Source organism: Pseudorhodoplanes sp. (genome assembly GCF_035565855.1).
Lineage (GTDB): Bacteria > Pseudomonadota > Alphaproteobacteria > Rhizobiales > Xanthobacteraceae > Pseudorhodoplanes.
The window spans coordinates 1-25,544 of record NZ_DATMRX010000347.1; the positions used below are offsets into that span (position 1 = coordinate 1).

Here is a 25,544-nt window from a genome sequence, read left to right on the forward strand (position 1 = left end):
AGCCGCCGGATTGCTGCTGGGTTGCACGCAGGCTTGCCAAGCGTTGCGTGTTCGTACGGTCCCGGCCGCCGGCTGCGAAACTGTGTTTGCAGGGAAGGCGACCGGAAAGCGCGGCCTTAGCGGCGGATGTTGTGCTTCTCAAGCAGCGCCCGGTAGCGCGCCTCGTCCTTCTTCTTGACGTAGTCGAGAAGCGAACGGCGCGTGGAGACGAGCTTCAGGAGGCCACGGCGGGAATGGTTGTCCTTGCTGTGGGTCTTGAAGTGCTCGGTGAGGTTGGCGATGCGCTCGGAGAGGATCGCAACCTGGACTTCCGGCGAACCCGTGTCGCCGGCCTTCTTGGCATTGGTCTTGATGACTTCCGCTTTACGCTCTGCGGTAATCGACATCGTCATGATCCCTTAATTGCGGTCCGGACTCGCAACGAGCCCGGTGAGGTTGAACACGCGCTTGGGGATGAGTTCGCCATTGCCAAGCTCGGCGAGGGCCAGAAGCCTTCCTCCGACAGTGACATAGACTGTGCCGTTTAGAATTGGCGCATCCCGTCCGCGCAACAAAACCGCTTGGCCTCTTGCGAGCCTTGCGGCATCCGCCCGTGTGACGGCCAGTGCCGGGATGTCGTCCAGCGCGGTCTCAACGGGCCATAAAGCGTCGGCGAGGCTTGCCTCGCCGGCGGCGGCTCTATCGCACAAAGCCTGCAATTCTTCCAGCGAAATCATCTCGTCCTCGCCGAACGGACCGACCGAGGTCCGGCGCAGCGCCGAGACGTGGCCCCGGCAGCCCAGGAGGCGGCCGAAATCGCGCGCTAGGGCCCTTACATAGGTACCTTTTCCGCAATCGGTCTCGAACACGGCATGGTCCGGGTCCGGGGTCTCGATCAGGTCCAGCCGGTCGATCTCGACCTCGCGGGGCTGCAGTTCCACCTCCTCGCCGTCGCGGGCGATGTCGTAGGCCCGCTCGCCGTCGATCTTGATGGCCGAGAAGCGGGGAGGGGTCTGCAGGATGACGCCGCGGAAGCGCGGCAGGATCGCCCGGATCTGGTCGGCGGTCGGGCGATCGGCGCTGGTCTCGACGACGCGGCCTTCGGAATCGTCGGTGTCGCGCTCCTCACCCCAGCGCACCGTGAAGCGGTAGGTCTTCCGCGAATCCATGATGAACGGCACGGTCTTGGTTGCTTCGCCGAGCGCGATCGGCAGACACCCCGTCGCGAGCGGATCGAGCGTGCCGGCGTGACCGGCGCGCTTTGCCGAGAACAGCCGGCGGATCACCGCGACCGCATGCGTCGAGGTCATGCCGATCGGCTTGTCGAGCACCACCCAGCCGTGAACGTCGCGCTTGTCGCGCCGCGGCTGCTGCTTGCGCTTTTCCTTGCGTCCACCTTCGGCATGCGGGGGTACGGCGCGCTCATCACGGGGAGCGTCCAGGGCGTCCGCAGCATGAGGCCGACCATAAGCGGCGCGCGATTCGTCACTCATCTGCGTCTTCTTCCTTTTCGAGGTCGCGCCGTACCTGCGGCGTTCGCAAAAGCTTCTCGATCCGTTCCGCTTCGTCGAATCGCTCGTCGGCGCGGAAACGGATGTCAGGTGCAAATTTCAGGTTAACGCGATGCGCGATCTCGCCGCGCAAGAAGCGCTTGTTGTCGTTCAGCGCCGCGATGACTTCGTTCACGTCCTTGCCGCCGAGCGGCATCACGTAAATCGTCGCAAGCCGCAGGTCGGCGGTCATCCGCACTTCCGGGATCGTGATCATGTGACCTTCGATCACCGGATCATGGATGTCGCCTCGCGTCAGCATCTCCGCCATCGCGTGACGGATCAGTTCGCCGACGCGGAGCTGACGCTGCGAGGCGCCGGCAGGCCCCACGTCCTGTTTCGGCTTCTTGTGTTTCATGACGAAAAAAACCTCGCGGGTCATCGCCCGCGAAAAGCGGACGACCCAGCGACACCGCGATTGCGGTTCGCTGGATGCCCCGCTCGCGCGGGGCATGACGGTTCGATTGTTTTATAAAAGCCGCTACGTAGCCGTGAGACTTGGACTCACAGGCTGCGTTGCACTTGCTCAACCCGGTAGCACTCGATCACGTCGCCGACACGCATATCCTGATAGCTTTCGAACGCCATGCCGCATTCCTGGCCGGCGTTGACCTCCTTGACGTCGTCCTTGAAGCGCTTGAGCTGCGACAGCTTGCCTTCGTGGACCACGACATTGTCGCGGATCAGCCGTACATTGGCGCCGCGCTCGACGGTGCCGTCGGTGACGATGCAACCCGCCACCTTGCCGACCTTGGAGACGTTGAAGACTTCCTGGATACGCGCATTGCCGAGCATGGTCTCGCGCCGTTCCGGCGTGAGCAGTCCCGACATCGCGGCTTTCACGTCATCCACGAGATTGTAGATGATGTTGTAGTAGCGGATCTCGATGCCGTCGCGCTCGGCCGCTTCGCGCGCTTCCTTGTGGGCGCGCACGTTGAAGCCGATCACGGCGGCGCCGATCGATTCGGCGAGCGTGATATCCGACTCGGTGATGCCGCCGACGCCCGACAGCACGATCCGGGCGCCGACCTCGTCATTGCCGAGCTTGTCGAGCGCGCCGACGATCGCTTCCAGCGAGCCTTGCACGTCCGCCTTCACGACCAGCGGGAATTCCTTGCGGCCGGCGGTCTTGGCCTGCGCCATCATCTGCTCGAGCGAGCCGCGCATGCCGGTCTGGCGGGCGGCCTGCTTGTCGCGGCGCTGGCGGGCGCGATAGGTGGTGATTTCGCGCGCGCGGGCTTCGCTTTCGACCACGCCGAGCCGGTCGCCGGCCTCCGGCGTGCCGTTGAAGCCCAGCACTTCGACGGGCACGGACGGGCCGGCATCGTCGACGCTTTCGCCCTTGTCGGTGATGATCGCGCGCACCCGGCCCCATTCGGAGCCGGCGACAACGATGTCGCCGATATCGAGCGTGCCGCGCTGAACCAGCACGGTGGCGACCGGGCCGCGGCCGCGATCGAGCTTGGCTTCGATCACGGTGCCTTCCGCGAGACGGCGCGGATTGGCTTTCAGGTCGAGAATTTCCGCCTGAAGACCGATGGTCTCGAGCAGCTTGTCGAGATTGATCTTCTTCATGGCGGAGACTTCGACGTCGAGAACGTCGCCGCCGAGCGATTCCACCTGCACTTCGTGTTGCAGCAGCTCGGTGCGAACCCGGTCGGGCTTGGCGTCCGGCTTGTCGATCTTGTTGATCGCGACGATCATCGGGACCTTCGCCGCCTTGGCGTGATGGATCGCCTCGATGGTCTGCGGCATCACGCCGTCGTCAGCCGCGACGACCAGAACCACGATGTCGGTCACGCGCGCGCCACGTGCGCGCATCGCCGTGAAGGCGGCGTGGCCCGGCGTATCGATGAAGGTGATCTTGCCGTGCGAGGGTGAGTCGACCTGATAGGCGCCGATATGCTGGGTGATGCCACCGGCTTCACCGGAAACGACGTTGGCCGAACGAATCGCGTCGAGAAGCGACGTCTTGCCGTGGTCGACGTGACCCATGATGGTGACCACCGGCGCCCGGGGCTCGAGATCCTCCGGATCGTCGGGAGCGTCGAACAGACCCTCTTCGACGTCGGCCTCCGAGACGCGCTTGACGGTGTGGCCAAGTTCTTCCGCAATCAGCTGGGCGGTGTCGGCATCGATCACGTCGGTGATCTTGGCCATGTGACCCTGCTTCATGAGCATGCGGATCACGTCGACGCCCCGCTCCGCCATGCGGTTGGCGAGTTCCTGGATCGTGATGGTTTCCGGAATGACCACTTCGCGGGCGAGCTTTTCCTTCGGCTCGTCGTGATGGCCCTTCAGGCGCTGCGTACGGCGACGGAACGAGGCAACCGAGCGTTCGCGCACTTCGTCGGCATTGGTTGCGTTCACCACCGTGAGACGGGTGCGCTGCTTCGGAATCGCATTCCGCGGCGCCTTGACCGCAGGAGCAGGACGCGCCGGACCTGCGCCGGCGCCGGGACGGCGTCCGCGCGGGGTCTCGTCCTCGTCCGCTTCGATGACCTGGGGTCTCGCGCCGACCCGGCCAGCGCCCGGAGCCGCGGGAGCGGCAGTGGCCGGCGCCGTCTCTTCGCCGAACCGCTTCCTGGCTTCCTGCTCGGCCTTGCGCTTGGCCTCTTCCTCGCGACGATGGCGTTCTTCTTCCTCGCGCTTGCGGGCCTCGGCGGCCTCGCGCTCGGCCTTTTCGATGCTTTCGCGGCTCTGCCTGCGGCGCGCATCCTCTTCGGCAATGCGGCGCTCTTCGGCTTCGCGCAACCGCGCGTCGGCGAGCGCATGGGCGCGCGCATTGCGTTCGTCGTCGGTCAGCGTGCGCAACACCACGCCGGACTTCGACGGCGCGGGCGCTTGCGGCGCTGCCGGCGCAGATCTGGCCGATGGCGGGGCGACCCGCGGCTTCGGGGCGACCGGTTCGGCGACCGGCTCCGCCTTGGCTTCGCCCGGCGCGCCGATCACGCGACGTTTGACCTTCTCGACCACGACCTGCTTGGTGCGGCCGTGGCTGAAGCTCTGGCGGACCACGCCCGTTTCGGTGCGCGGCTTCAGCGTCAGCGTCTTGCCGCTGCCGATCTTCTTTTCGCCAGGTGTCTTCGTTTCACTCATCCGTATTCCGTTCCCGAATCCGTTCTCTGGGTTCCTTGTCCGACGCGCGATGTGACGCCGGCATGTCCGTTTCGCCGGTGCGAAAGCGCATCATGCGCTGACAACGCGTGAGGAAGCCCTGGCTTGCTGGGCCGGCAAGCAGGGCAGCATGTATCACATTTGACCGGCCCAATGCCAAATCCAATTGCGCCCCCGGAAACGCCCGGATCACCGGAATTTCCGGCTTTTCGGCCTCCGCCTGGCGCCGGAGCAGGGCCTTGAGCTTGCGCAGGCCGTCCTCGGCGCCGTCGCTCGCGTGCAGCAGCGCCACCGGGTTGTCCCGGTCGATGGCGGCCTCGACCTTGGCAAAGCCGCTCACGACCGATCCGGCCTTGCCGGCAATCGAGAGCGCGTCGAGCGCCGCGCGTTCGAGCAGGCGGTCGGTCAGTGCGCCGATTTCGGCGTCCGCCCGGACCTCCCGCTTGAAGCCCCGGGCGAACAGCTTGCGGCGCTGGGCCGTATCGACCGCGTCCCGGGTCGCGGTAATCCACAGTCCGCGGCCGGGCAAATTGCGCTTCACGTCCGGCACGACCGCGCCGTCCGGACCCACAACGAAGCGGATCAGCTCATCGACCGGCTTGACCGCCCGCGCGACGACGCAGAATCGCTCGGGGGCGGCGCCTTTGTGAGGCCCGCTGTCGAGAGCGTTGTCGTCGTCGAGCGTTGCGAGCATGCCGGTCTCACCACCTCACGCGCCTGCGGCTTCGGGCTCGGCGGCCTCTTCGGCAGCTTCGCTCGCAAGGTCGGCTTCGGTGACCCATCCGGCCTTCAGGCGGGCCTGCATGATGATGCCCTCGCACTCGTCGCGCGTGAGTTCGAACCCGTCGAGAATGCCCGGCTCGCGCTTGGTCTCGCCATCCTTGCGCTCGGTCCAGCCGGCGAGGTCGTCGGTCGCGCAGCCGGCGAGGTCCTCGACCGTCTTCACGCCGTTCTCGCCGAACGCGACCAGCATCTTGGTCGTGACGCCGGGAACGTCCTTCAATGCGTCCTCGACGCCCAGCGCCTTGCGCTTCTCGTCGTATTCTTTCTCGATGCGCTCGAGGTAATCACGGGCGCGGCTTTGCAATTCCTCGGCGGTCTCCTCGTCGAAGCCCTCGATGCCGGCAATTTCCTTGATATCGACCAAAGCCAGCTCTTCGACGGAGGTGAAGCCTTCAGAGGCAAGCAATTGCGCCACCACCTCGTCGACATCGAGCGCCTCGATGAAGGTCTTGGTGCGGTTCTGGAACTCGGCCTGACGACGCTCGGATTCCTCCTGCTCGGTCAGGATGTCGATATCCCAGCCGGTCAGTTGTGAAGCGAGCCGCACATTCTGGCCGCGGCGTCCAATCGCCAGCGACAATTGGGCATCCGGAACGACGACTTCAATACGCTCCTTGTCCTCGTCGAGCACCACCTTGGCGACTTCGGCGGGGGCGAGCGCATTGACCACGAAGGTCGCGATGTCGTGCGACCAGGGAATGATGTCGATCTTCTCGCCCTGCAATTCGTTCACCACGGCCTGCACGCGCGAACCGCGCATGCCGACGCAGGCGCCGACCGGATCGACCGAGGAATCGCGAGAGATCACCGCGATCTTGGCGCGCGAACCCGGATCGCGCGCGACCGCCTTCACCTCGACGATACCGTCATAGATTTCCGGCACTTCCTGCGCGAACAGCTTGGCCATGAATTGCGGATGGGTGCGCGACAGGAAGATCTGCGGCCCGCGCGGCTCCCGGCGCACGTCGTAGATATAGGCGCGCACGCGGTCGCCGTTGCGGAACACTTCGCGCGGCAGCATCTCGTCGCGGCGCACGATGGCTTCGCCACGGCCCAGATCGACGACCACATTGCCGTATTCGACGCGCTTGACCACGCCGTTGACGATGTCGCCGATGCGGTCCTTGTATTCCTGATATTGCCGGTCGCGCTCGGCCTCGCGCACCTTCTGCACGATCACCTGCTTGGCGCTCTGCGCAGCGATACGGCCATATTCCAGCGGCGGCAGGGCGTCGGCGATGGTGTCGCCGATTTGCGCCGAGGGATTGAGGCGGCGCGCATCCTCGAGGCTGATCTGGTTCGACGGGTTCTCCACCTGGTCGACGACCAGCATGTGGCGAGACAGGCGAAGCTCGCCTTTCTTCTGATCGATTTCGGCGCGGACCTCGGTCTCGCTGCCGTAACGCGAACGTGCCGCACGCGCGATCGCGTCCTCCATCGCGGCAATCACGATGCCGCGGTCGATGGACTTTTCGCGGGCGACCGCGTCAGCGATCTGCAGCAATTCGAGCTTGTTGGCGCTAACCGCGGCCATGATCACTCTCCTTCGTCATAATCACCGGACCGCGCTTTCTTCGCGCGATCCAACTGAGCTTGCTTGGGCCGGGGCATCGCCCGATCCGGTTTCTGTTTCGTCCGATCGTTCGTCTTGGCCTTGTCTTTGGCCGGGGTCTTGGCTTTGGCCCTGGGCGCGTCATCGCGTTCGGCGCGGCCCTCGCCGCGTGCCTCGCGCTCGGCGGCCTTGCCCTTGCGCAGGGCCTCGGCAATCAGGTCGTCGGTCAGGACAAGCTTCGCATCCGCCATATCTTCGATTGGCAGCAGAAATTCGGCAGGCTCGCCGTCTTTCGCGGCCTTGCCGTCCTCGAGACGGATTCGTGCTGCATCGCCTTCGACGCCGGCGAGGATGCCGCGGAAGCGCTTGCGGCCATCGACCGGCACATTCATTTCGATCTTCGCGAGATATCCGGCGTGCCGTTCGAAATCCGAACGCCGCACCAGTGGCCGATCGATGCCCGGCGACGAGATTTCCAGCCGGTAGGCCCGTTCGATCGGGTCGGCGACATCGAGGACCGGCGACAACGCATGCGAGATTTCCTCGCAATCCTCGATCGCCAGCGTTCCATCCGGCCGCTCGGCCATCACCTGCACGGTGCAGCCGTCGGCCGCGGAAATCTTCACCCGGACCAGCCGGTATCCCAGGCTCTCGACCACGGGTTCCGCGATCGCGGCGACACGCGCGGCAAGCCCCGGCTGCGCGATCAGCCGCGGCTCGGCAACGGTCTTGTCGTCATGCAACAGATTCATCGAAGCTGTACGGTATTTCCAGGGTCTTACGTCGCCCGGCGCCTTGCGGGATTGCGCATCGCAAAACGCAATCCAGCCAAATCAGGTAACAAAAAAGAGCGGGTCCCGGGCGGGGCCCACTCTCAAAAACCGATCCAGTGAAGGATCGTTATGAGGTGTCTTAAGACACCGCGAATATAGCGGTTTTTGCTCGTTTCGCAAGGGAGAAGGCTGGAACCGGCTAACCCTTCGTTCAGACTCGAAAGGTAAATTTTTTGCGGTTCCGCCGGATGGCTACGATAAACAATCCCACGATGGCCCCAGCTTTTTCGCTGCTCCCCGAGCTTGAGACCGTCGTGCGACACGGTTCGGGCGAACGGCGTTCCGAGGCGCTGCGGCAAATCACGGCGCTGTTCCTGCGCGGCGCCGATCGGTTCAAGGACGAACATATCCGTCTGTTCGACGATGTGTTCGTGCTGCTCATCAACGAGATCGAGTCCCAGGCACGCGCAGAATTATCGCGGCAGCTCGCGCCCGTGGAGAATTCACCGATCCAGGTGATCCGCAAGCTGGCGAAAGACGAGGACATCATGGTGGCCGGCCCGGTGCTGGCGCAATCGCCCCGGCTGGTCACGGCCGACCTCGTGGCGATCGCCAGCGCAATGAGCGCCGAGCATCTCTATGCCATTTCGAGCCGCGCCGAAATCGCGGAGCCGGTGACGGATATTCTGGTGCGCCGCGGTGATTTCGCGGTGAAGCGCAAGCTCGCGGGCAATGCCGGAGCGAAAATCTCGGAAAGCGGGTTCAGCGCGCTGATCCGAAGTGCCGAAAGCGACAACGTACTCGCCGAGACTGTCGCGTTCCGCGCCGATGTCCCGGACCACATGTTCCGCGAATTGATCGCTCGCGCGACCAACGTTCTGCAGCAGCGTCTCCTTGCCAAGGTGAGACCCGAAACCCAGGCCGAACTGCGCCGGATCCTGACGCAGGCGCCTGGAAGCGGGCTTCCGCACAAGCCGGCCCGCGATTTTTCGCAGGCGCAGGCAAAGATACGGGAACTGACCGATGCCGGTCGGTTGGACGAGGCCGCGCTTGCGGCTCTCGCACGACAGCATTGCTACGATGAAATGATCGCTGCGATGTCAAAGCTCGCGAGCATACCGGTCGATGTGGTGGATCGGCTGGTGAGCGGCGAGCGGCCCGATCCGATCCTCATCCTGTGCAAGGCAGCCGGTTATTCCTGGCCGACCGCGCGCGACATCATCATGGCGCGGCCCGGCAACCGTGGCAAAAGCGCGCCCAGCATCGATGCGGCGAGCACGAATTTCGACCGGCTGTCGGAATCCACCGCACGCCGGGTGGTGCGGTTCTGGCAGGTGACGCCGGATAGCGTAAGCGGCAGCGCGGCGTAAGCGATTGCACGGGCTCGCCTGCGCGGTAGACGAGCCCGTAAGTTGCATCGCATCAGATCGCCTGTCCGCCCGACACTTCGATCCGCTGTGCGTTGACCCAGCGATTGTCCGGCGACAACAGGCTCGCGACCATCGGGCCAATGTCATCGGGCACGCCGACGCGGCCGAGCGCAGTGATGGTCGCGAGCTGCTTGTTGATCTCCGGATTGTCGCGGACCGCGCCGCCGCCGAAGTCGGTTTCGATCGCGCCCGGCGCCACCGTGTTGACCGTGATCCGGCGCGCGCCAAGCTCCTTCGCAAGATAAACGGTCAGCACTTCGACGGCGCCCTTCGCAGCGGCATAGGCCGCGTAACCGGGATAGGCGAAGCGTGTCAGTCCGCTGGACGTGTTCAGGATACGACCGCCATCCTTGATCAGCGGCAGCAGCGTCTGCGTCAGGAAGAACACGCCCTTGAAATGGACGTTCACCAGCCGGTCGAACTGCGCTTCGGTGGTATCCGTGATCGCCGCGTAGTCACCGTGTCCGGCATTGTTGACGAGGTGATCGAGCGTGTCGCGTTGCCAGGTCTTTTGCAGCGCTTTCTTCAGCTCTTCCGCGAATTGCGGAAAGCTGGAGACGTTGCCGGTATCGAGCTGGAGCGCAACGGCCTTGCGACCCAGCGCTGCGATCTCGGCGACGACGGCTTGCGCGTCTTCGGCCCGGCTCTGATAGGTGAAAATGACATCGCCGCCATGACGCGCGATGCTCAAGGCTGTGCTGCGGCCGAGACCGCGGCTTCCGCCGGTGACGAGAGTGATGGTGGTCATGTGCTCCTCCTGCATGGTGTGGCCACGCTGAGATCGGAAGGGCAGGGCGGAGCTGCTTGCCGAAACCGGGGCGATTTTTGCCTAATCCTCCAAATGGCGTGCGCCTGAGGGATTGCGCGTATAAGCTTTAGCCATGACGACCTTGCTCAAAGCGGTGAGCGGCTACGCCGAAGCGCACGCCAACGCCGACGGCCTGGCGCAAACGCCGATCGAAGGCCTCGTGCTGGTGCGCGCGACGGCACCGAGCGGGCTGGTCCACGCCGTATCCAAACCTCTCGTCTGCCTGGTGGTCCAGGGCAGCAAGCATGTCACGATGGGGACGCAGGGCTTTGCTTTCAGCGCCGGCGATTCCCTCCTGATAACGGCCGACGTGCCGACGGTGAGCCAGATCACCCGTGCCAGCGTTGCCGCGCCCTATCTGTCGCTGGTGTTCGAACTCGATCTCGCGATCATTGCCGCTCTCGGCGCGGAGATGGGCACCGAGCGGGTGGCGGATTCGGCGCCGGTGCGGGTCGATCCGACCGATGCCGAGGTTGCGGATGCAGCGCTGCGGCTGATGCGGCTCCTCGACCGGCCGTCAGCGGTTCCGGTGTTGAAGGCGCAGCTCATCCGGGAAATGCATTACTGGCTCCTCGTCGGCCGCCATGGCTCGGCGATCCGGCGCCTCGGCTGGCCAGACGGTCATGTGCAGCGGGTGGCGCGTGCGGTTTCCGTGCTGCGGGCCGAGTTCGGCAAGCCGTTGCGTGTCGAGCGCCTTGCGGCGGAGGCGGGCATGAGTCCGTCGTCCTTCCACCAGCATTTCCGCGCGGTGACGTCGCTCTCGCCGCTGCAATTCCAGAAGCACCTGCGCCTGATCGAAGCCCGCCGGCTGATGATGTCAAAGGGCGCATCCGCGAGCAGCGCGGCATTCGCGGTCGGCTATGAGAGCGTGCCGCAATTCACCCGCGAGTATCGGCGCATGTTCGGGCTGCCGCCGGTGAAGGATGCCAAGGCGGTCCGGAGCCAGGCGGCCGCATCGGTGGCGTGAGGGCCGTCAGGTCATCGTCGACGGAACGTCAGGTAACAGGGCGTGCGGCCTTCGCGCACGGCTTTGGCCTCGTAGCGCGTGCGCAGGAAATCCGGCCAGGGCTTGCGCCAGTCGTCAGCGCGTTCGGCCGTCCATTCGAACTCGGGTGAGCGGAGCAGGCGGACCAATGTCCAGGCGGCATAATCCGGGATGTCGGATGCAAAGCGGAAGATGCCGCCTGGCTTGAGCACGCGTGCGATGGCGGCAATGCTCGCATCCTGCACGAACCGGCGCTTCCAGTGCCGCCGTTTTGGCCACGGATCGGGATAGAGCAGATAGACCGTCGAGAGGGCGGCCGGCGGAAGCCACGCCAGCAGGTCGGTCGCATCGCCGTGATGCAGGCGGATGTTGGTCAGGCCCTTCGCGTCGATGGCGGCCAAGGCCTTGGCCATCCCGTTGAGAAAGGGTTCGACGCCGATGAAGCCGCAATCCGGGTTGGCGGCTGCCTGCGCGATCAGATGCTCTGCGCCGCCGAAGCCGATCTCGAGACGGACCTCGCGCACTGCATCGTGAAACAGCGCATCGAGGGACGAGGGCGCAGACGATTGCAGATCAATGCAGAGTGTCGGCAAGAGCGTCGCAAACAAACGCGCTTGTCCGGCGCGCAACGCCTTGCCCTTGCGTCGCCCGAAAAACGCGCCGCTGCGTGGGACGCTGTCGGATTGGTCGGAGCCGGAATGCATGACGGCCGCATCCATGATGCGGCCGTCGCAAAAACACAAGCTGTCTGAGCGTGTTACTTGAACGCGCGACGGATCTGGTCGGCGAGATCGACCTTCTCCCAGGAGAAGCCGCCGTCCTTGTCGGGGGCGCGGCCGAAATGGCCGTAGGCCGCGGTGCGCCGGTAGATCGGACGGTTCAGCTTGAGGGTGCGCCGGATATTCGTGGGGCGCAGCGGAAAAAGTTCAGCGAGAACCTTCTCCAGCTTGCCGTCATCGACCTGTCCGGTGCCGTGCGTATCGACAAGGAGCGACATCGGATCGGCGACGCCGATCGCGTAGGCGACCTGGATCGTGCATTTCTCGGCGAGCCCGGCCGCCACGACGTTCTTTGCCAGATAGCGCGCCGCGTAGGCCGCGGACCGGTCGACCTTGGTCGGGTCCTTGCCCGAGAACGCGCCGCCGCCGTGCGGAGCATAGCCGCCATAGGTGTCGACAATGATCTTGCGGCCGGTCAGCCCGCAATCGCCGTCGGGACCGCCGACCACGAAGTTGCCGGTCGGGTTGACGAGGAAGTCGGATTCCTTTTTCGGCATCCAGCCCTTCGGAAGGGCCGAGGCGACCGCGTCGCCGATCAGGTCCTTGATCATCGACGGGGTGTATTTCTTGCCGTTGCGGTTGGTCGCGTTGTGTTGAGTGGACACCACGACCTTGGTGCAGCCGACCGGCTTGCCGTCTTCGTACTTGATCGTGACCTGGCTCTTGGCGTCGGGCTGCAGGTCGAACAGCTTCTTGGAATGACGCTGATCGGCGAGCACCTTGAGGATCTTGTGCGCGAAATAGATCGGCGCCGGCATGAACGAGTTCTTCTCATAGACCTCGCTCTCGGTGCAGGCGAAGCCGAACATCATGCCCTGGTCGCCCGCGCCTTCCTGTTCGCCGCCCTTCTTCTTCTTGGCGTCGACACCCATCGCGATGTCGGGAGACTGGCCGTGAAGCAGAACCTCGATGTCCGCCCCGTGATATGAGAAGCCGTCCTGGTCGTAGCCGATATCCTTCACCACCTCGCGTGCGATCTCGGTGATCAGTTCGCGATTGACGACGGACTTGCCGTTGTAATTTTTGAAGAACGGAGCTTGCCCGCGGCCTTCGCCGGCAATGACAATCTTGTTCGTCGCAGTCAGCGTCTCGCAGCCCAGGCGGGTGTTAACCAAGCTGTCATCGGCGATGCCAAGCTTGACGTCATTCTCCAGGAAGGCGTCGAGGACCGCGTCCGAGATCTGGTCCGACACCTTGTCGGGATGCCCTTCGGAAACGGATTCACTGGTAAAGAGGTGGCTCTTGCGCGGCACTGGTAGGACTCCCCCTAGGGTCGAAGCGGACCATTCGTCGGTTGTGGAAAGCTGTTCAATGCAGCCTCGGCACGGCGCGGTCAAGATGTGGGCTGGATGGGCGATCCAATGGGGCGGGGTGGGCCTCTGCCGCGGCGGGTGTGGCCTGCTTACGGCCGCCCGCAGGCCATACGTCCTAGTCCTCTTCGGCGGCGATCTGCTCGACCAGGTCGACGATCTTGCGCCGCAGCTTCGGGGTCTTGATGCGCATGAAGGCGCGGGTCAGGGCCAGGCCGTCGGAGGTCGCCAGGAAGTCCGACACATAGGCCGGCGACGGCGCGTCGGAAAAACCCGATTGCGAATTCGAATTATCGGGAGCCCCCTCGAAGAAGAACGAGACCGGCACCTGCAGGATGTTGGAGATCTGCTGCAGGCGGCTGGCGCCGATGCGGTTCGTGCCCTTCTCGTATTTCTGTACCTGCTGGAACGTCAGTCCGAGTGAATCGCCAAGCTTCTCCTGGCTCATTCCAAGCATCATCCGTCGCATGCGCACACGCGCCCCCACGTGCTTGTCCGTAGGGTTCGGTGACTTCTTAATCATTCAGTTCTCCGCAACACGCCGCATCGAATGCAACTGACAGGTGCTTTGCACCTGTTCCCGATGCGTCGTCAACGATTTTACACTCGAAGCCTCAATCGAGACGTGCAGCAACTTTGTTGGTTGTGTCGAGCAACCAAATTTTGCTCGCTCAGGTGTCGTCAAGCAAGAGAACAAATCAGCGGTGCTTCGCCGCAGTTCCAGATTAGCAACATTTGCGTTTGGCAAGCATCCATGGACCACTTTATCAAAGTGGTTTTCGATCCTGTTTTGATCGATAACGGAGCACTATAAAAAAGCCGGCGGCGATCATGATCGCGATGATGCTATCGCCGAATCGTGCGTAGACCGTCGGCGTCACCGATCGCGGCAACGGCCCGTCCAGCACGCCGTCGGTTCCGAGTGGTAATTGCCTGACGATCCGACCGAGCGGATCCACTATCGCGGAAATACCGTTGTTGGCGGCACGGACGAGCGGAAGCCCTTCCTCGATCGCGCGTGCCCTCGCCTGTTGCAAATGTTGGAACGGTCCGGTGCTGATGCCGAACCATGCGTCATTGGTGACATTCAGCAGCCAGCCCGGACGTTCGCCGGCGGGCACGACCGCGCCTGGAAATATGATCTCGTAGCAGATCAGCGGCAGGAAGCGCGGCGCCCCGCGCAATTCGTAACTGCGAAGCCGGTCGCCCGACAGGAAGCCGCCGGGCAGCTTTGTCAGTTGCAGCAAGCCGAGCTTTTCGAGTGTGGCCTGGAAGGGCAGGTACTCGCCGAACGGAACGAGATGCACCTTGTCATAGACCGACAGGACAGTCCCGTCGTGATCGATGACGTAGACGGAGTTGTAGGCGCGGACGCGTTTGTCAGGCGATGGATCGGCGGCACGCGCGGCGCCGGTGATCAGCATCGTGCCGGGCGGCAGCAGATCGGCGATCTGCGCCATCGCCTCGCCTTCGCGAGTCAGGAAAAACGGAAAAGCCGATTCAGGCCAGATCAGATGCGTGACGTTGCTCAGTCCTGAATTATCCGGACCGGTCGCGCGGTCCGACAACGACAGATAACGATCCATGATCTTCTGCCGTGCGGCGTAATTGAATTTTTCATCCTGCGCTAGGTCTGGTTGCATGATGCGCAGGCGAACATCGTCCACAAAGCGCGTCGGATTCTTGGCGAGGCGCCATGCGCCAAAACCGGCCATCACTGCAAGGAGGACGAGCGAGACTGCAAACGGCGCAAGGCTGCGCCCCTTGCCGATCGCTTCATCACCGAGTGTCGCCGGGCTTGCGAACACCGTGACGGCGAGAAACGTCAGCCCCCACAATCCGAAGATCGATGCGCTCTGCGCGAGCAGGAGCGATCCGGTCAGCGCGTAGCCGTAGCTATTCCACGGAAAGCCGGTGAGGATATGGCCGCGAAGCCATTCCGCGGCGGTGAGCGCAACGGCGAGCGCGATCACCCGCATCGCGCCGCGTGGCCAGATCAAGCGGGCAAGCGCGAAACCGAACGCGGTGAAGATGGCCAGCCCCGCCGGCAAGGCGGTTACCGCGAAAGGCAGCAACCATCCGAAGGTCTTGGCATCGACCAGGAACGCGTGGCCCACCCAATAAAGGCCGGCGAAAAAATACCCGAAGCCGAAGAACCAGCCCGCAATGGCCGCGGCCGGAATGCCGTTCAGCCGCCCGGCGGCCGATCCGTCGATCAGCCACACCGCGATCGGAAAGGTCAGGAACAGAACCGGCCACAGGTCGAAGGGCGCGAGGGCCAGCACCGAGACGGCGCCTGCGACGAAAGCGATCGCTGCGCGGCGCCAGCCCCAGGACAAGACGACCGCGTTGGCGACGGCCTTGATGCTCACGGTTGTTGCGGGCTCCTGGTCGCGCGCGGCGTCTGCAATCCCGGTGCGATCGAGGGCGTTGGCTTGATTTGTGTGGCGGAGTCGCGCCGCCTGCTGGTCCCGCTGTGAATGCGGACCTTCTTCACGCGCCGCGGATCGGCGTCGAGGACCTCGAATTCATACCCGCTCGGGCCGGGCACCAGCTCGCCGCGGACAGGAACGCGGCCGACCTGCGAGACCAGATAGCCTGCGAGCGTATCGACTGTGTTGAGCGCTTCGCCCACATCGAAACCGTTGCCCACAGCCTCGATCACGTCTTCGAGGCTTGCGCGCGCGTCCGCGACGAACGATCCGTCGGGCTGCTTGAGGATGCCGGGCGCTTCGTCCTCATCATGCTCGTCCTCGATGTCGCCGACAATCAATTCGACGAGGTCTTCGATCGATACGATGCCGTCGGTGCCGCCATATTCGTCGACGACCAGCGCCAGATGAATTCGCGTCGCCTGCATCTTCGCCAGCAGGTCGATTGCGGGCATGGATGGCGGCACAAAGAGAATGGGGCGGATGATCTTGGTCTTCGACAGCGGCATCGCGAGGTCGATTGCGCTGAGATCCAGCGTCACCGGTGCGCTCTTGTTCGCCGAAGCCTTCTCCGCTTTCTCCAACTTCTCCTCGGCGGGCGGCGGCGCGTCGGTCGCGGCCTCCGCCGATTTCTTTCTGCGTCTCGATTTGGGCTTTGCCGCTGTCGAAGCGCGCGTCGTCATGAACGCGATCACGTCGCGGATGTGAACCATCCCCACCGGGTCGTCGAGCGTGTCGTTGAACACCACAAGACGGGAGTGGCCGGCTTTCTCGAAAACCTTCACCAGTTCGCCGAGCGGAATTTCCTGCTCCACCGCGACGATGCGCGCCCGCGGCGCCATGACGTCGTCAATCCGGCGCTCTCGCAGCCCAAGAATGTTCTTGAGCATCGTGCTTTCTTCAGGCGAGAAGCCAAGGTCGCTCGGCGCGCTTTCTTCGAGGACCTCCTTGAGGTCAGCGCGGGTCGAGCCTGAGCGCCATCCGAATATCGTTCGCGCCCAGCGCGTGAACAGGTTTTCGCCGCTGTCGCGCGGTTTGGGTGCGGCGATCGTCGCGGGAAGATTGCTGGGACTCTGGGGGTCGGCCGGTTCGCTCGGCCGCTCGGTGTCGGGCATGGCTTTCGGTCAGTCTGCGGAAACCGTACCCGCATACGGGTCGGCGATTCCAAGATTGGCGAGAATCCGTGTTTCCAGCGTCTCCATTTCGGCGGCCTCGGCATCGGTCTCGTGATCGAATCCGACCAGGTGAAGATAGCCGTGAATCGCCAGATGTGCGAGATGATCGCCGAAGGCCTTGTTTTCAGCCGCAGATTCGGCGGCGACCGTTTCGTAGGCGATGGCGATGTCGCCGAGATGAAGTTCGCCGGGCGCCGTGGCGGACTCGCCCGCCGGGAACGACAATACGTTGGTTGGCTTGTCGATTCCGCGCCATTGCGCATTCATTTGCCGCACGGCTTCGTCATCCGTCAGCAGGATCGCGACCTCTCCGCTGGTCTGCGCCATGGCGGCCGCAGACAGGATCGCGCGCTCGATGATGCGTTCGGCTTCGGGGTGAGCCGACCAGAGTTCGGAGGCGATCGTGACATCCACCATCGCCGGCTTCTCGAGCGCGGCCGCCTTCATGGCATCGACCCGCGCGGTTTCTGCTCGGATGCGCGATCATAGGCCGCGACGATCCGAGACACGAGTTCGTGCCGGACCACGTCTTCGTTTGTGAACGCGGCATGGCCGATGCCTTCGACATCCTTGAGCAGGCGCGTTGCTTCGGCGAGTCCCGAGGTTTGACCGGGCGGCAGATCGACCTGGCTCGGATCGCCGGTGACAATCATGCGGCTGTTCTCACCGAGACGGGTGAGAAACATCTTCATTTGCATCGACGTCGTATTCTGCGCTTCGTCGAGGATGACCGCGGCATTGTGCAGCGTGCGTCCGCGCATGAAGGCGAGTGGCGCGATTTCGATTTCGCCGGCTTGCAGCGCACGTTCGACGATACGCATGTCCATCAGGTCGAACAACGCATCGTAGATTGGACGCAGATAGGGGTCGACCTTTTCGCGCATGTCGCCGGGCAGGAAGCCGAGCCGCTCGCCTGCTTCGACGGCAGGCCGCGACAGGATGATCCGGTCCACTTCCTTGCGCTCGAACAGCGAAACAGCATGCGCCACTGCGAGCCAGGTCTTGCCGGTTCCCGCGGGACCCGTCCCGAACACCAGCGCATTGCGCTTCAATGCGCGGATATAGGCATCCTGTCCGGCCGTCCGCGCGCGCACGGTGCGCTTGCGCAAGGCGATATCGGCAAAAGTCGAACGCGCCGGGGTTTCGTTGTCGAACAGCGAGCCCTGCGCCACCGCCTGACGGATCGCGCCCTCGACATCGCCCTGCGTGACGTCGCCGCCATTCTTCAATTGATCATAAAGCGTCTCGAGCACACGGCGCGCCTGGTCGCAGGCCTCTCGTGTGCCTTCGATGGTGACATGATTGCCGCGCGAATCCGCGACGACATCGAGCTTGCGCTCCATCAGCGCAAGATTCTGTCCGTATTGTCCAAACAGGGCCGAAGCCAGTTTGTTGTCGTCGAAGGCGAGCACGGTCTGGATCGCGGTGTCGTCGCCCGTCTTCGGCGCAACCGGAACACCTGGACTTGGCCGATAATTGCGCAAGGGGTCAGGCCTCCAAGGCCGCGAGACCCGCTGGCGACGGCGCGCGCATTGCGGGCTCCCCGGCGAGTGTTCCGAACAGGCTGTGATGGCCGGTCTGATCGATGCGGACAGTGCCGATCGTGCCGATCAGCGTGTCCGGCGCGTTGACCTGGACCGGCTGCAGATAAGGCGATTTGCCGGCGATCTGGCCGGGATGACGGCCGTGTTTCTCGAACAGCACGTCGAACGAGCGCCCGACGCAGGATTTGTTGAAGGCGGCGGCCTGGGAATCGATCAGCGCCTGCAATTCGCGCAGACGCTCGGTTTTCACCGCCTCGGGCACTTGCTCGTCCATGTCGGCGGCCGGCGTGCCGGGACGCGGCGAATATTTGAACGAGAACGCACCGGAAAAGCCGATGTCGTCGATCAGTTGCATCGTGTCGGCGAAGTCGCGATCGGTTTCGCCGGGAAAGCCGACGATAAAATCCGACGTGAAGGCCAGCGCCGGCTGCGCCTTGCGAAGCCGGTCGATTATGCGCCGGTAATCGTCGCGGGTGTGCCGGCGATTCATCGCCGCGAGGATGCGGTCCGAACCCGACTGCACCGGGAGATGCAATTGAGGCATCAACTCCGGCAAGTCGCGATGCGCAGCGATGAGGCTGTCATCGACATCGCAGGGATGGCTTGTCGTGTAACGCAGCCGGTCGATGCCTTTGATCTCAGCCAGCCGGCGCAGAAGCTGGGCGAGCGTGTAAACGCCGCCATCCGGTCCCTTGCCGTGATAGGCGTTGACGTTCTGGCCTATGACCGTGATCTCGCGAACGCCGGCCTCGGCGAGCTGCTCTGCTTCCGCGATGATTTTCGCAACGGGACGCGAGACTTCGGCGCCGCGGGTGTAGGGCACCACGCAAAAGGTGCAGAATTTGTCGCAGCCTTCCTGGATGGTCAGGAACGCGGTGACGCCGCGCGCGCGGATCGCGTCCCGGCTTGGGTTTTTCAGAAAATTGAACTTGTCCTGGACGGGAAATTCCGTCTCCACCGGGCGCTCGCCGCGGGCCGCCTGTTCCAGGAGGGCGGGAAGCCGGTGATAGCTTTGCGGTCCGACCACGAGATCGACGGCAGGCGCGCGCCGCATGATTTCGGCGCCCTCGGCCTGGGCGACACAGCCGGCCACCGCAATCGTGACCTTGCGGCCCGCCTTGGCGGCTTCGTCCTTCATCAGGCGCAGGCGGCCGATCTCCGAATAGACCTTCTCGGCCGCCTTTTCGCGGATGTGGCAGGTATTCAGCACCACCAGATCGGCATCGGCGGTGTCGGAGGTCTCAGTGAAGCCGTCAGGCGCCAGCATGTCCGCCATACGAAGCGAATCGTAGACGTTCATCTGACAGCCGTAAGACTTGATATGAAGCTTCCGGGGTCCGGTCATACCGCTCTGCGGGGCGCTATCGGCGCGGGTTGCGTCAACAGGCCTGATCCTTGCGTCCAATCAAGACAGCCATACCGGGGTTCCTGAACCGCCCCGTCATACATCCAAACCGCCCAAAAAGAAATTCGTGGCCCCGGGCGGCGCATTTTTTTCGCAGCCAGGCAAATAGCTCATATTTTTCAACCTTCAAGGGGGCCGTTCACCCGGTCTTGGTGTCCTTCAGCGGAACGGCATACAGCTCCAGCCGGTGATCGACGAGCTTGTAGCCCAGCCGCCGCGCAACCTCGGCTTGCAGCTTTTCGATCTCCTCGGACTGGAACTCGATCACTTCGCCGGTGCGAAGGTTGATCAGGTGGTCGTGGTGAGCGTCGGAAATCTGCTCGAATCGGGCCCGGCCCTCGCGGAAATCGTGGCGCTCGATGATGCCCGAATCCTCGAACAGCTTGACCGTCCGGTACACGGTCGAAATCGAAATACGATCGTCGATCTTCGCGCAGCGGCGGTACAGCTCCTCGACATCCGGATGGTCGTCGGCCTCGTTGAGCACGCGCGCGATCGTGCGGCGCTGCTCGGTCATCCGCATGCCCTTTTCCGCGCAGCGCGCCTCGATGCTGGTTACCGTCCTCAGGTTGGTTGCTTTGACGACCACGTTTGTCTCCGATCGATGGGACATTCTAGTTTCACAGCAAAACGCCGTCCATCGCCCATGCGTCACGCCAGATTGCGGCGCAGCACCAGCGCGGCTGCCGGCTTGCCGGTTTCACTGAGGTAATAGCCCTCGCGTCGACCGACCTCGACAAATCCTGCGCGGCGATAAAGCCGCTGTGCGGACAGATTTCCTTCGTCGACCTCGAGAAAGACCGCATCCACGCCATAGGCGGCCAGACGCCCAAGATGGTGGCGCAGCAGGTCCCGCGCCACGGCACGGCCACGGTACTTCGGGGTGACGGCGATCGACAGAATCTCGGCTTCGTCGGCGGCTATCCGGGACATCACGAAGCCGGCGAAATTGCGCCCGATCATCGCGCGATGCGCCGCGACCTGGCGGTCGAGCAACATGCCCTCGATCTCGTCCTCGCTCCATCCCCTGCGGAACGATGCCGCATGCAGGTCGGCGATGGCTCCGACGTCCCGGGTCGACGCGTTCGAGACGATCGGCGGCCGGGCCGGCGAGAACAGATCGAAGAACAATCTCATCATCGGCGCGGCAATATCGCTGCGGTCTGCGGATGCGCATCCGGAGGACGAAGGTAGAGCGGCTTGGGCGGGGCGTCACGGACCTCCGCGTCGGCGCCGAGCCGGGCCACCGAGACGATGTCCGGAGCGCCGCGTTCGTCGATCGGCGGCAGGTTCATCGGATCGGGCCAGATCTGCGTCATCATCCCGGCACCGGAACCCACCAGGCGGGCCGAGGCGCCATCGGCCAAATGCACGGCGTCTTCGACGGGAATGATGCGGGGCGGGACCAGTACGCGGCCCTGCGCCCCGAAAAGCTGGAAATACACGTGGCAGTGACGGCCGTCGATGGCCGCGGCAACGGGCGTATTCGGATCGGCGGCGATATAGGGGGCGGCGAGGGCGGCGAGGGTGGTAATTCCGACCACCGGCTTCCGCGCCGCAAGCCCGATGCCGCGCGCGGCCGCGATGCCGACCCGAAGGCCGGTAAAGCTGCCGGGGCCGACCGTCACCGCGATGCGGTCGAGGGCGAAGAAGTCGACCCGCGCGTCGCTCATGACCCGATCGACGAGGGGCATCAGCGCTTCCGCATGCCCGCGCGTCATGATCTCGGTATCGCCCGCGACTACGGCAGACTGCTCGGAATCGAAGACGGCCGCCGAGCAGGCCTCCAGTGCGGTGTCGATGGCGAGGACGAGCATGCGGCGATTATAGCCGTCCAGCGTGGCTGCAAGGGCCCGAAAACTGGCGCAGAGGCGCCTTTACGGGGCGAAAGCTGCCTAGACCGGGCGAACTTCCGTCACGTCCGGCACGAAATGCCGCAGCAGGTTCTGGATGCCGTGCTTGAGGGTGGCGGTGGATGAGGGGCAGCCGGAGCAGGCGCCCTTCATCGACAGGAACACGATGCCGTCCTTGAAGCCGCGGAACGTGATGTCGCCGCCGTCATTGGCGACCGCCGGACGGACGCGGGTCTCGATCAGTTCCTTGATGGTCGCGACGGTCTCGGCGTCGGCGGCGTCGAAAAATTCGCCCTCGTCAGATGTGCCGGTGCTCTCGCCGTCGCGCAGGAGCGGCGCGCCCGACATGTAGTGTTCCATGATCGCGCCGAGGATCAGCGGCTTGAGCTGCTGCCATTCGCCGGCGCTCTTGGTCACGGTGATGAAGTCAGAGCCGAAGAAAACGCCGCTGACATTGGGAATGTCGAACAGCCGCTCCGCCAGCGGCGATTTCGCCGCCTGCTCCCGGCTGGTGAGTTCCATGGTACCGTCCAGCACATTGCGGCCGGGCAGGAACTTCAAGGTGGCCGGATTGGGCGTGGCTTCGGTCTGGATAAACATCGAAAAACTCCAGCGCGGGCAGTGTTCGAGCCCGCTGTCGTATAGATGGCCTTTTATGCCCCAAGGTCAACGGCGGGCAGCCTATGACAGGGCGTCGATCTCCTCGTCGCTCAAATGCCCGGGGACGATGGCGACCGGTATAGGAAATTCGCCGGCCGTCCGGGCAATTGACGATACCAGCGGGCCGGGCCCCTCCTTCGCAGTTCCGGCCGCGAGCACGAGGATCGCGATATCCTCATCCTCATCGATCAGCTTGAGAAGCTGCTCGATCCAGCTGCCCTCGCGGATCGCGCGTTCGGGCGTGATGCCGGCGACGCCATTGGCTCTGCCGGCCGCCCGATCCAGCGCCTCGTTTGCCTCCTCATAGGCCTCGGCGCGCATGATGTCCGCGACGCCAAGCCATTGCTGATTGCGGTCCTCGATATCGATGACCCGCAGCATGATCATCCCGGCACCGATGCGCGAGACACGCCGTGCGGCGTAATAGATGGCGCGATCGCATTCGGGCGAATCGTCGACGACGACCAGGTATTTGGGCTGGTGGCCGGATTCGTAGGAGCGGCGTCGGCGGCTCATCGGTGATCCTCCCACGTCGACGATTCTGGCATGACGAATGGCGTCATCACAAGACGCTCAGGCCGCAGAATTAGCGCCTGACGAGGCCAACGATGTCCTTGACGGCGACCATGGTCTTTGCCGCAAGCACCCGTGCGCGGTCCGATCCGTCCGCCAGCACCGCATCGATATAAGCCGGATCGGCGACCAGCCGTTTCATTTCGCCGCCGATCGGCCCGAGTTTTGCGACGGCGAGATCGACCAGCGATGCCTTGAAGCTGGAGAATTGCGCGCCGCCGAATTCGCGCAAGACCTCTGCCTTGCTGGTTCCTTTCAGCGCGGCATAGATGCCGACGAGGTTGTCGGCTTCGGCACGCTGCTCAAGTCCTTTCTCCTCGCTCGGCAGCGGCTCGGGATCGGTCTTGGCCTTTCGGATTTTCTGCGCGATCGCGTCGGCGTCGTCGGTCAGGTTGATCCGCGAATAGTCGGATGGATCGGATTTCGACATTTTCTTCGAACCATCGCGCAGCGACATCACGCGCGTCGCAGGTCCCTGGATCAATGGCTCCGGCAACGGGAAGAATGCATCGCCGAAACCATGCCTGGCGATCGATGCGCCATAATCATTGTTGAATTTTTGCGCGATGTCGCGGGACAATTCGAGATGCTGCTTCTGATCCTCGCCGACCGGCACATGGGTCGCGCGGTACACCAGAATGTCGGCGGCCATCAAAGTCGGATAGGCGAATAGCCCGACCGAAACGTTCTCGCGATCCTTGCCGGCCTTCTCCTTGAACTGCGTCATGCGGTTGAGCCAGCCCATCCGCGCGATGCAGTTGAACACCCAGGCCAGTTCCGCGTGCTCGGCAACCTGGCTCTGGTTGAAGACGATATGCTGCTTCGGATCGATGCCGCAGGCGATGAAGGCCGCGGTGACTTCGCGAATGGCCCGCGGCAATTCTTCCGGATCCTGCCAGGTGGTAATGGCATGCAGATCGACCACGCAGTAAATGCACTCGAAATGCTTCTGCAGTTCGACGAATTTGACGATCGCGCCGAGATAATTGCCGAGATGCAGGTTTCCGGTCGGCTGCACGCCGGAAAAAACCAGTTGCTTGAAGGCCATGATCGACTCTTTGGGTGAGGCGCGGGTGAATGCCACGCAATGGCGGCGTGGGCAAGACCCTCAGCCTAGACCCCCAGCCAAGACCCTCGGCCAACACCCTCAATGCAGCCGGAACAATGTGCGCCATTCCTGGGACCGCACCACCCCGGTCAGCCACAGGCAGGACGCATAAAAGGCCATTCCGGCGCCGCTCACGGCCATGAGCAAGGCGGCCTGCGTCAGGCCTCTTTCGAGCTCGGCCAGCTGGAAGAATTCGGCCATCAGCCGTGCGAAAATCCCCATGGCCAGCGCCGACAACCCGATCAACAGGAGGCGACGCCACTCGCCGGCTCCAAACCGCAGGTGTCCGCGTCTCGTTGCGATCAGCCAGAGGAGGCCGGCGCTGATCCAGCCTGACAAACCGACCGAAAGAGCGATGCCGGTCGGCCGGCCGAGGAACATGAAGCCGAGGCTTCCAATCAGCGCGGCGACGAGCCCGACGGCCGCAGCAATCATCGGCGTGCGGGTATCCTCGCGTGCGAAGAAAATCGGCGACAATGCCTTCACCAGGACGTGGCCCGGCAGGCCGACCGCGAATGCGCCAAGCATCGCCGCAGTCGCGCTGCTGTCGGCCATCGTGAATGCGCCGCGCTCGAACAGGATGCGGACGATGGGCCAGGCCAGCAGGGCCAGCGCGATGGCGGCTGGCATTGCCAGTCCGAGCGCCATCTCGATGCCGTGCCGGATGGTTCGCGGTGCAAGCTCGTGATCGTCGCCGCGCATCGCATGCGTGAGCGCCGGCGTCATCACCGTCCCGATCGCGATCCCGACGATGCCGAGTGGCAATTCGACAAGGCGGTTCGCGTAATAGAGCCATGCCACCGCGCCCGGCCAATCGGATGCGACCATCACGGCGACGATCATGGTGAACTGCGGAATGCCGGTTGCGATCAGACCGGGGATCGCGCGTGCGGCAAACTGCGATGCTTCCCGCCTTGGCAGGAAACCGAGCGGCGTTGCTTTTTCCGGACCCGCCCACACGGCGCAGGCGACGAGCCCAAGCTGACACAGTCCGGCGCAGGCGATCGATGCAGCGAGAATGCGCGCGGACAGGTCAGTGTCTCCCGCATGCGTGAAGTGGATCGCCGACAGCGCGGCGAGGACAACGACGTTGAAGATCAGCCCCGCCAGTGCCGGCATGTTGAAACGGTGATTGGCGTTGAGCACACCCATCAGCACGGCGACAGGACCCGCCAGGATCAAATAGGGCAGCATCAGTCGCGACAATTCGATCGAGAGCGAGAGCGGCCCCGGACGGTCTGCGAAGCCCGGCGCGAGCGTCAGCATCAGGAGCGGCATCGCGAGCGCAAGCAGGACCGATATTGCAAGCAGCACCGCGCTCACCGTACCGATCACCCGGCCTGCAAAGGCCCCGGCAAGGTCCTCGCCGCCTTCGTCGCGCCGGCGCAGATACATGGGCACGAACGAAGCGTTCAGCGCGCCTTCGGTCAGAAGGCGCCTGACGAGGTTCGAGAACTGGAACGCAACCACAAATGCATCGGCGCGCGCACTCGCGCCGAACAGCGCCGCGATCGCGACATCGCGCACGAAGCCGAGCACGCGGGAGGCCAGCGTCGCCGCGCCGACAACGGCAATGTTCCGGGCAATCGACATGTCACATGCTGCTTGTCACATGATGCTTGGGATGCAGCCCCTTCGGATGCCCACTCTAGCGGCCGAACTCGCGTGCGGTCACGCCTGCGCTTCCATTTGCCCCGCCGGACCGCATCGCTATAGTGCGCCGCCCTT

The 25,544-nt window shown here is 64.1% G+C and carries 25 protein-coding genes; 2 read left to right on the forward strand and 23 right to left on the reverse strand.

From position 1 onward, the window contains the following. Positions 1–116: 116 nt before the first annotated feature. From rpsO to rimP, 7 genes are all read right to left on the reverse strand, one after another. Positions 117–386, reverse strand: a complete 270-nt coding sequence (gene rpsO / locus VN004_RS19730; RefSeq protein ID WP_012561680.1) for a 30S ribosomal protein S15 — start codon at positions 384–386, stop codon at positions 117–119. 12 nt (positions 387–398) lie between these two features. Then, on the reverse strand, positions 399–1,472 hold the full coding sequence (truB, locus tag VN004_RS19735; RefSeq protein WP_325613791.1) for a tRNA pseudouridine(55) synthase TruB: 1,074 nt from the start codon (positions 1,470–1,472) through the stop codon (positions 399–401). Continuing rightward, positions 1,465–1,887 carry a 30S ribosome-binding factor RbfA gene (gene rbfA / locus VN004_RS19740; protein WP_325613794.1) on the reverse strand — a complete coding sequence of 141 codons (423 nt, stop codon included), beginning with the start codon at positions 1,885–1,887 and terminating at the stop codon, positions 1,465–1,467. Before rbfA ends, truB begins: the two co-directional genes overlap by 8 nt. 146 nt (positions 1,888–2,033) lie before the next feature. Next, positions 2,034–4,628 (reverse strand): translation initiation factor IF-2, encoded by a 2,595-nt coding sequence (gene infB, locus VN004_RS19745; RefSeq protein WP_325613796.1) that lies wholly within the window; start codon positions 4,626–4,628, stop codon positions 2,034–2,036. Next, positions 4,621–5,340 carry an RNA-binding protein gene (locus VN004_RS19750; protein WP_325613798.1) on the reverse strand — a complete coding sequence of 240 codons (720 nt, stop codon included), beginning with the start codon at positions 5,338–5,340 and terminating at the stop codon, positions 4,621–4,623. Before VN004_RS19750 ends, infB begins: the two co-directional genes overlap by 8 nt. Before the next feature lie 15 nt (positions 5,341–5,355). After that, positions 5,356–6,963, reverse strand: a complete 1,608-nt coding sequence (nusA, locus tag VN004_RS19755) for a transcription termination factor NusA (protein ID WP_325613800.1) — start codon at positions 6,961–6,963, stop codon at positions 5,356–5,358. Positions 6,964–6,965: 2 nt separating this feature from the next. Further along, positions 6,966–7,733, reverse strand: coding sequence for a ribosome maturation factor RimP (gene rimP / locus VN004_RS19760; RefSeq protein ID WP_325613802.1), 768 nt, complete (start codon positions 7,731–7,733; stop codon positions 6,966–6,968). 293 nt (positions 7,734–8,026) lie between these two features. On the opposite strand from rimP, the gene VN004_RS19765 reads away from it, so the two are divergent. Then, the gene (locus VN004_RS19765; RefSeq protein ID WP_325613804.1) at positions 8,027–9,124 is read left to right on the forward strand and encodes a DUF2336 domain-containing protein; all 1,098 of its coding nucleotides are present in this window, start codon (positions 8,027–8,029) and stop codon (positions 9,122–9,124) included. 52 nt (positions 9,125–9,176) lie between these two features. Here the strand turns inward: VN004_RS19765 and VN004_RS19770 are convergent, their stop codons facing one another. Then, positions 9,177–9,932, reverse strand: coding sequence for an SDR family oxidoreductase (locus VN004_RS19770; protein ID WP_325613806.1), 756 nt, complete (start codon positions 9,930–9,932; stop codon positions 9,177–9,179). Between the two features lie 133 nt (positions 9,933–10,065). Here VN004_RS19770 and VN004_RS19775 point away from each other — a divergent pair, with 133 nt between their 5' ends. Further along, entirely contained in the window at positions 10,066–10,959 is an 894-nt protein-coding gene (locus VN004_RS19775; protein WP_325613807.1) for an AraC family transcriptional regulator, read from the forward strand. 11 nt (positions 10,960–10,970) lie between these two features. On the opposite strand, the gene trmB is transcribed toward VN004_RS19775, so the two are convergent. The 15 genes from trmB to murJ all read right to left on the reverse strand — a co-directional run bounded on the left by trmB (position 10,971) and on the right by murJ (position 25,409). Continuing rightward, positions 10,971–11,696, reverse strand: a complete 726-nt coding sequence (gene trmB / locus VN004_RS19780; protein ID WP_325613808.1) for a tRNA (guanosine(46)-N7)-methyltransferase TrmB — start codon at positions 11,694–11,696, stop codon at positions 10,971–10,973. Positions 11,697–11,734: 38 nt separating this feature from the next. Next, positions 11,735–13,009: a methionine adenosyltransferase gene (metK, locus tag VN004_RS19785; protein WP_325613810.1), complete on the reverse strand. Its 1,275-nt coding sequence runs from the start codon at positions 13,007–13,009 to the stop codon at positions 11,735–11,737. Between the two features lie 175 nt (positions 13,010–13,184). After that, a complete protein-coding gene (locus VN004_RS19790; RefSeq protein WP_325613812.1) occupies positions 13,185–13,589 on the reverse strand; it encodes a helix-turn-helix transcriptional regulator in 405 nt (134 codons plus the stop codon). Positions 13,590–13,833: 244 nt separating this feature from the next. Continuing rightward, positions 13,834–15,438 (reverse strand): apolipoprotein N-acyltransferase, encoded by a 1,605-nt coding sequence (lnt, locus tag VN004_RS19795; protein ID WP_325613814.1) that lies wholly within the window; start codon positions 15,436–15,438, stop codon positions 13,834–13,836. Then, positions 15,435–16,613, reverse strand: a complete 1,179-nt coding sequence (locus VN004_RS19800; protein ID WP_325613816.1) for a hemolysin family protein — start codon at positions 16,611–16,613, stop codon at positions 15,435–15,437. The genes lnt and VN004_RS19800 overlap by 4 nt, the downstream gene beginning before the upstream one ends. A 9-nt stretch (positions 16,614–16,622) precedes the next feature. Continuing rightward, positions 16,623–17,120, reverse strand: a complete 498-nt coding sequence (ybeY, locus tag VN004_RS19805) for an rRNA maturation RNase YbeY (RefSeq protein WP_325613818.1) — start codon at positions 17,118–17,120, stop codon at positions 16,623–16,625. Continuing rightward, a complete protein-coding gene (locus VN004_RS19810) occupies positions 17,117–18,094 on the reverse strand; it encodes a PhoH family protein (RefSeq protein WP_325613931.1) in 978 nt (325 codons plus the stop codon). The genes ybeY and VN004_RS19810 overlap by 4 nt, the downstream gene beginning before the upstream one ends. Before the next feature lie 67 nt (positions 18,095–18,161). After that, positions 18,162–19,562, reverse strand: a complete 1,401-nt coding sequence (gene miaB / locus VN004_RS19815) for a tRNA (N6-isopentenyl adenosine(37)-C2)-methylthiotransferase MiaB (protein WP_325613820.1) — start codon at positions 19,560–19,562, stop codon at positions 18,162–18,164. Positions 19,563–19,761: 199 nt separating this feature from the next. Continuing rightward, positions 19,762–20,235: a Fur family transcriptional regulator gene (locus tag VN004_RS19820; protein ID WP_325613823.1), complete on the reverse strand. Its 474-nt coding sequence runs from the start codon at positions 20,233–20,235 to the stop codon at positions 19,762–19,764. Positions 20,236–20,273: 38 nt separating this feature from the next. Then, a complete protein-coding gene (gene rimI, locus VN004_RS19825; RefSeq protein ID WP_414710367.1) occupies positions 20,274–20,759 on the reverse strand; it encodes a ribosomal protein S18-alanine N-acetyltransferase in 486 nt (161 codons plus the stop codon). Continuing rightward, complete coding sequence (tsaB, locus tag VN004_RS19830; protein WP_325613829.1) at positions 20,759–21,439, reverse strand: tRNA (adenosine(37)-N6)-threonylcarbamoyltransferase complex dimerization subunit type 1 TsaB; 681 nt, start codon at positions 21,437–21,439, stop codon at positions 20,759–20,761. Before tsaB ends, rimI begins: the two co-directional genes overlap by 1 nt. Before the next feature lie 78 nt (positions 21,440–21,517). Continuing rightward, the gene (locus VN004_RS19835) at positions 21,518–22,075 is read right to left on the reverse strand and encodes a NifU family protein (protein WP_325613833.1); all 558 of its coding nucleotides are present in this window, start codon (positions 22,073–22,075) and stop codon (positions 21,518–21,520) included. A gap of 81 nt (positions 22,076–22,156) precedes the next feature. Continuing rightward, positions 22,157–22,651 carry a universal stress protein gene (locus VN004_RS19840; RefSeq protein WP_325613836.1) on the reverse strand — a complete coding sequence of 165 codons (495 nt, stop codon included), beginning with the start codon at positions 22,649–22,651 and terminating at the stop codon, positions 22,157–22,159. Between the two features lie 70 nt (positions 22,652–22,721). Then, positions 22,722–23,756 carry a tryptophan--tRNA ligase gene (gene trpS, locus VN004_RS19845; protein WP_325613838.1) on the reverse strand — a complete coding sequence of 345 codons (1,035 nt, stop codon included), beginning with the start codon at positions 23,754–23,756 and terminating at the stop codon, positions 22,722–22,724. Between the two features lie 99 nt (positions 23,757–23,855). After that, positions 23,856–25,409 (reverse strand): murein biosynthesis integral membrane protein MurJ, encoded by a 1,554-nt coding sequence (murJ, locus tag VN004_RS19850; RefSeq protein WP_325613842.1) that lies wholly within the window; start codon positions 25,407–25,409, stop codon positions 23,856–23,858. Positions 25,410–25,544: the final 135 nt, after the last annotated feature.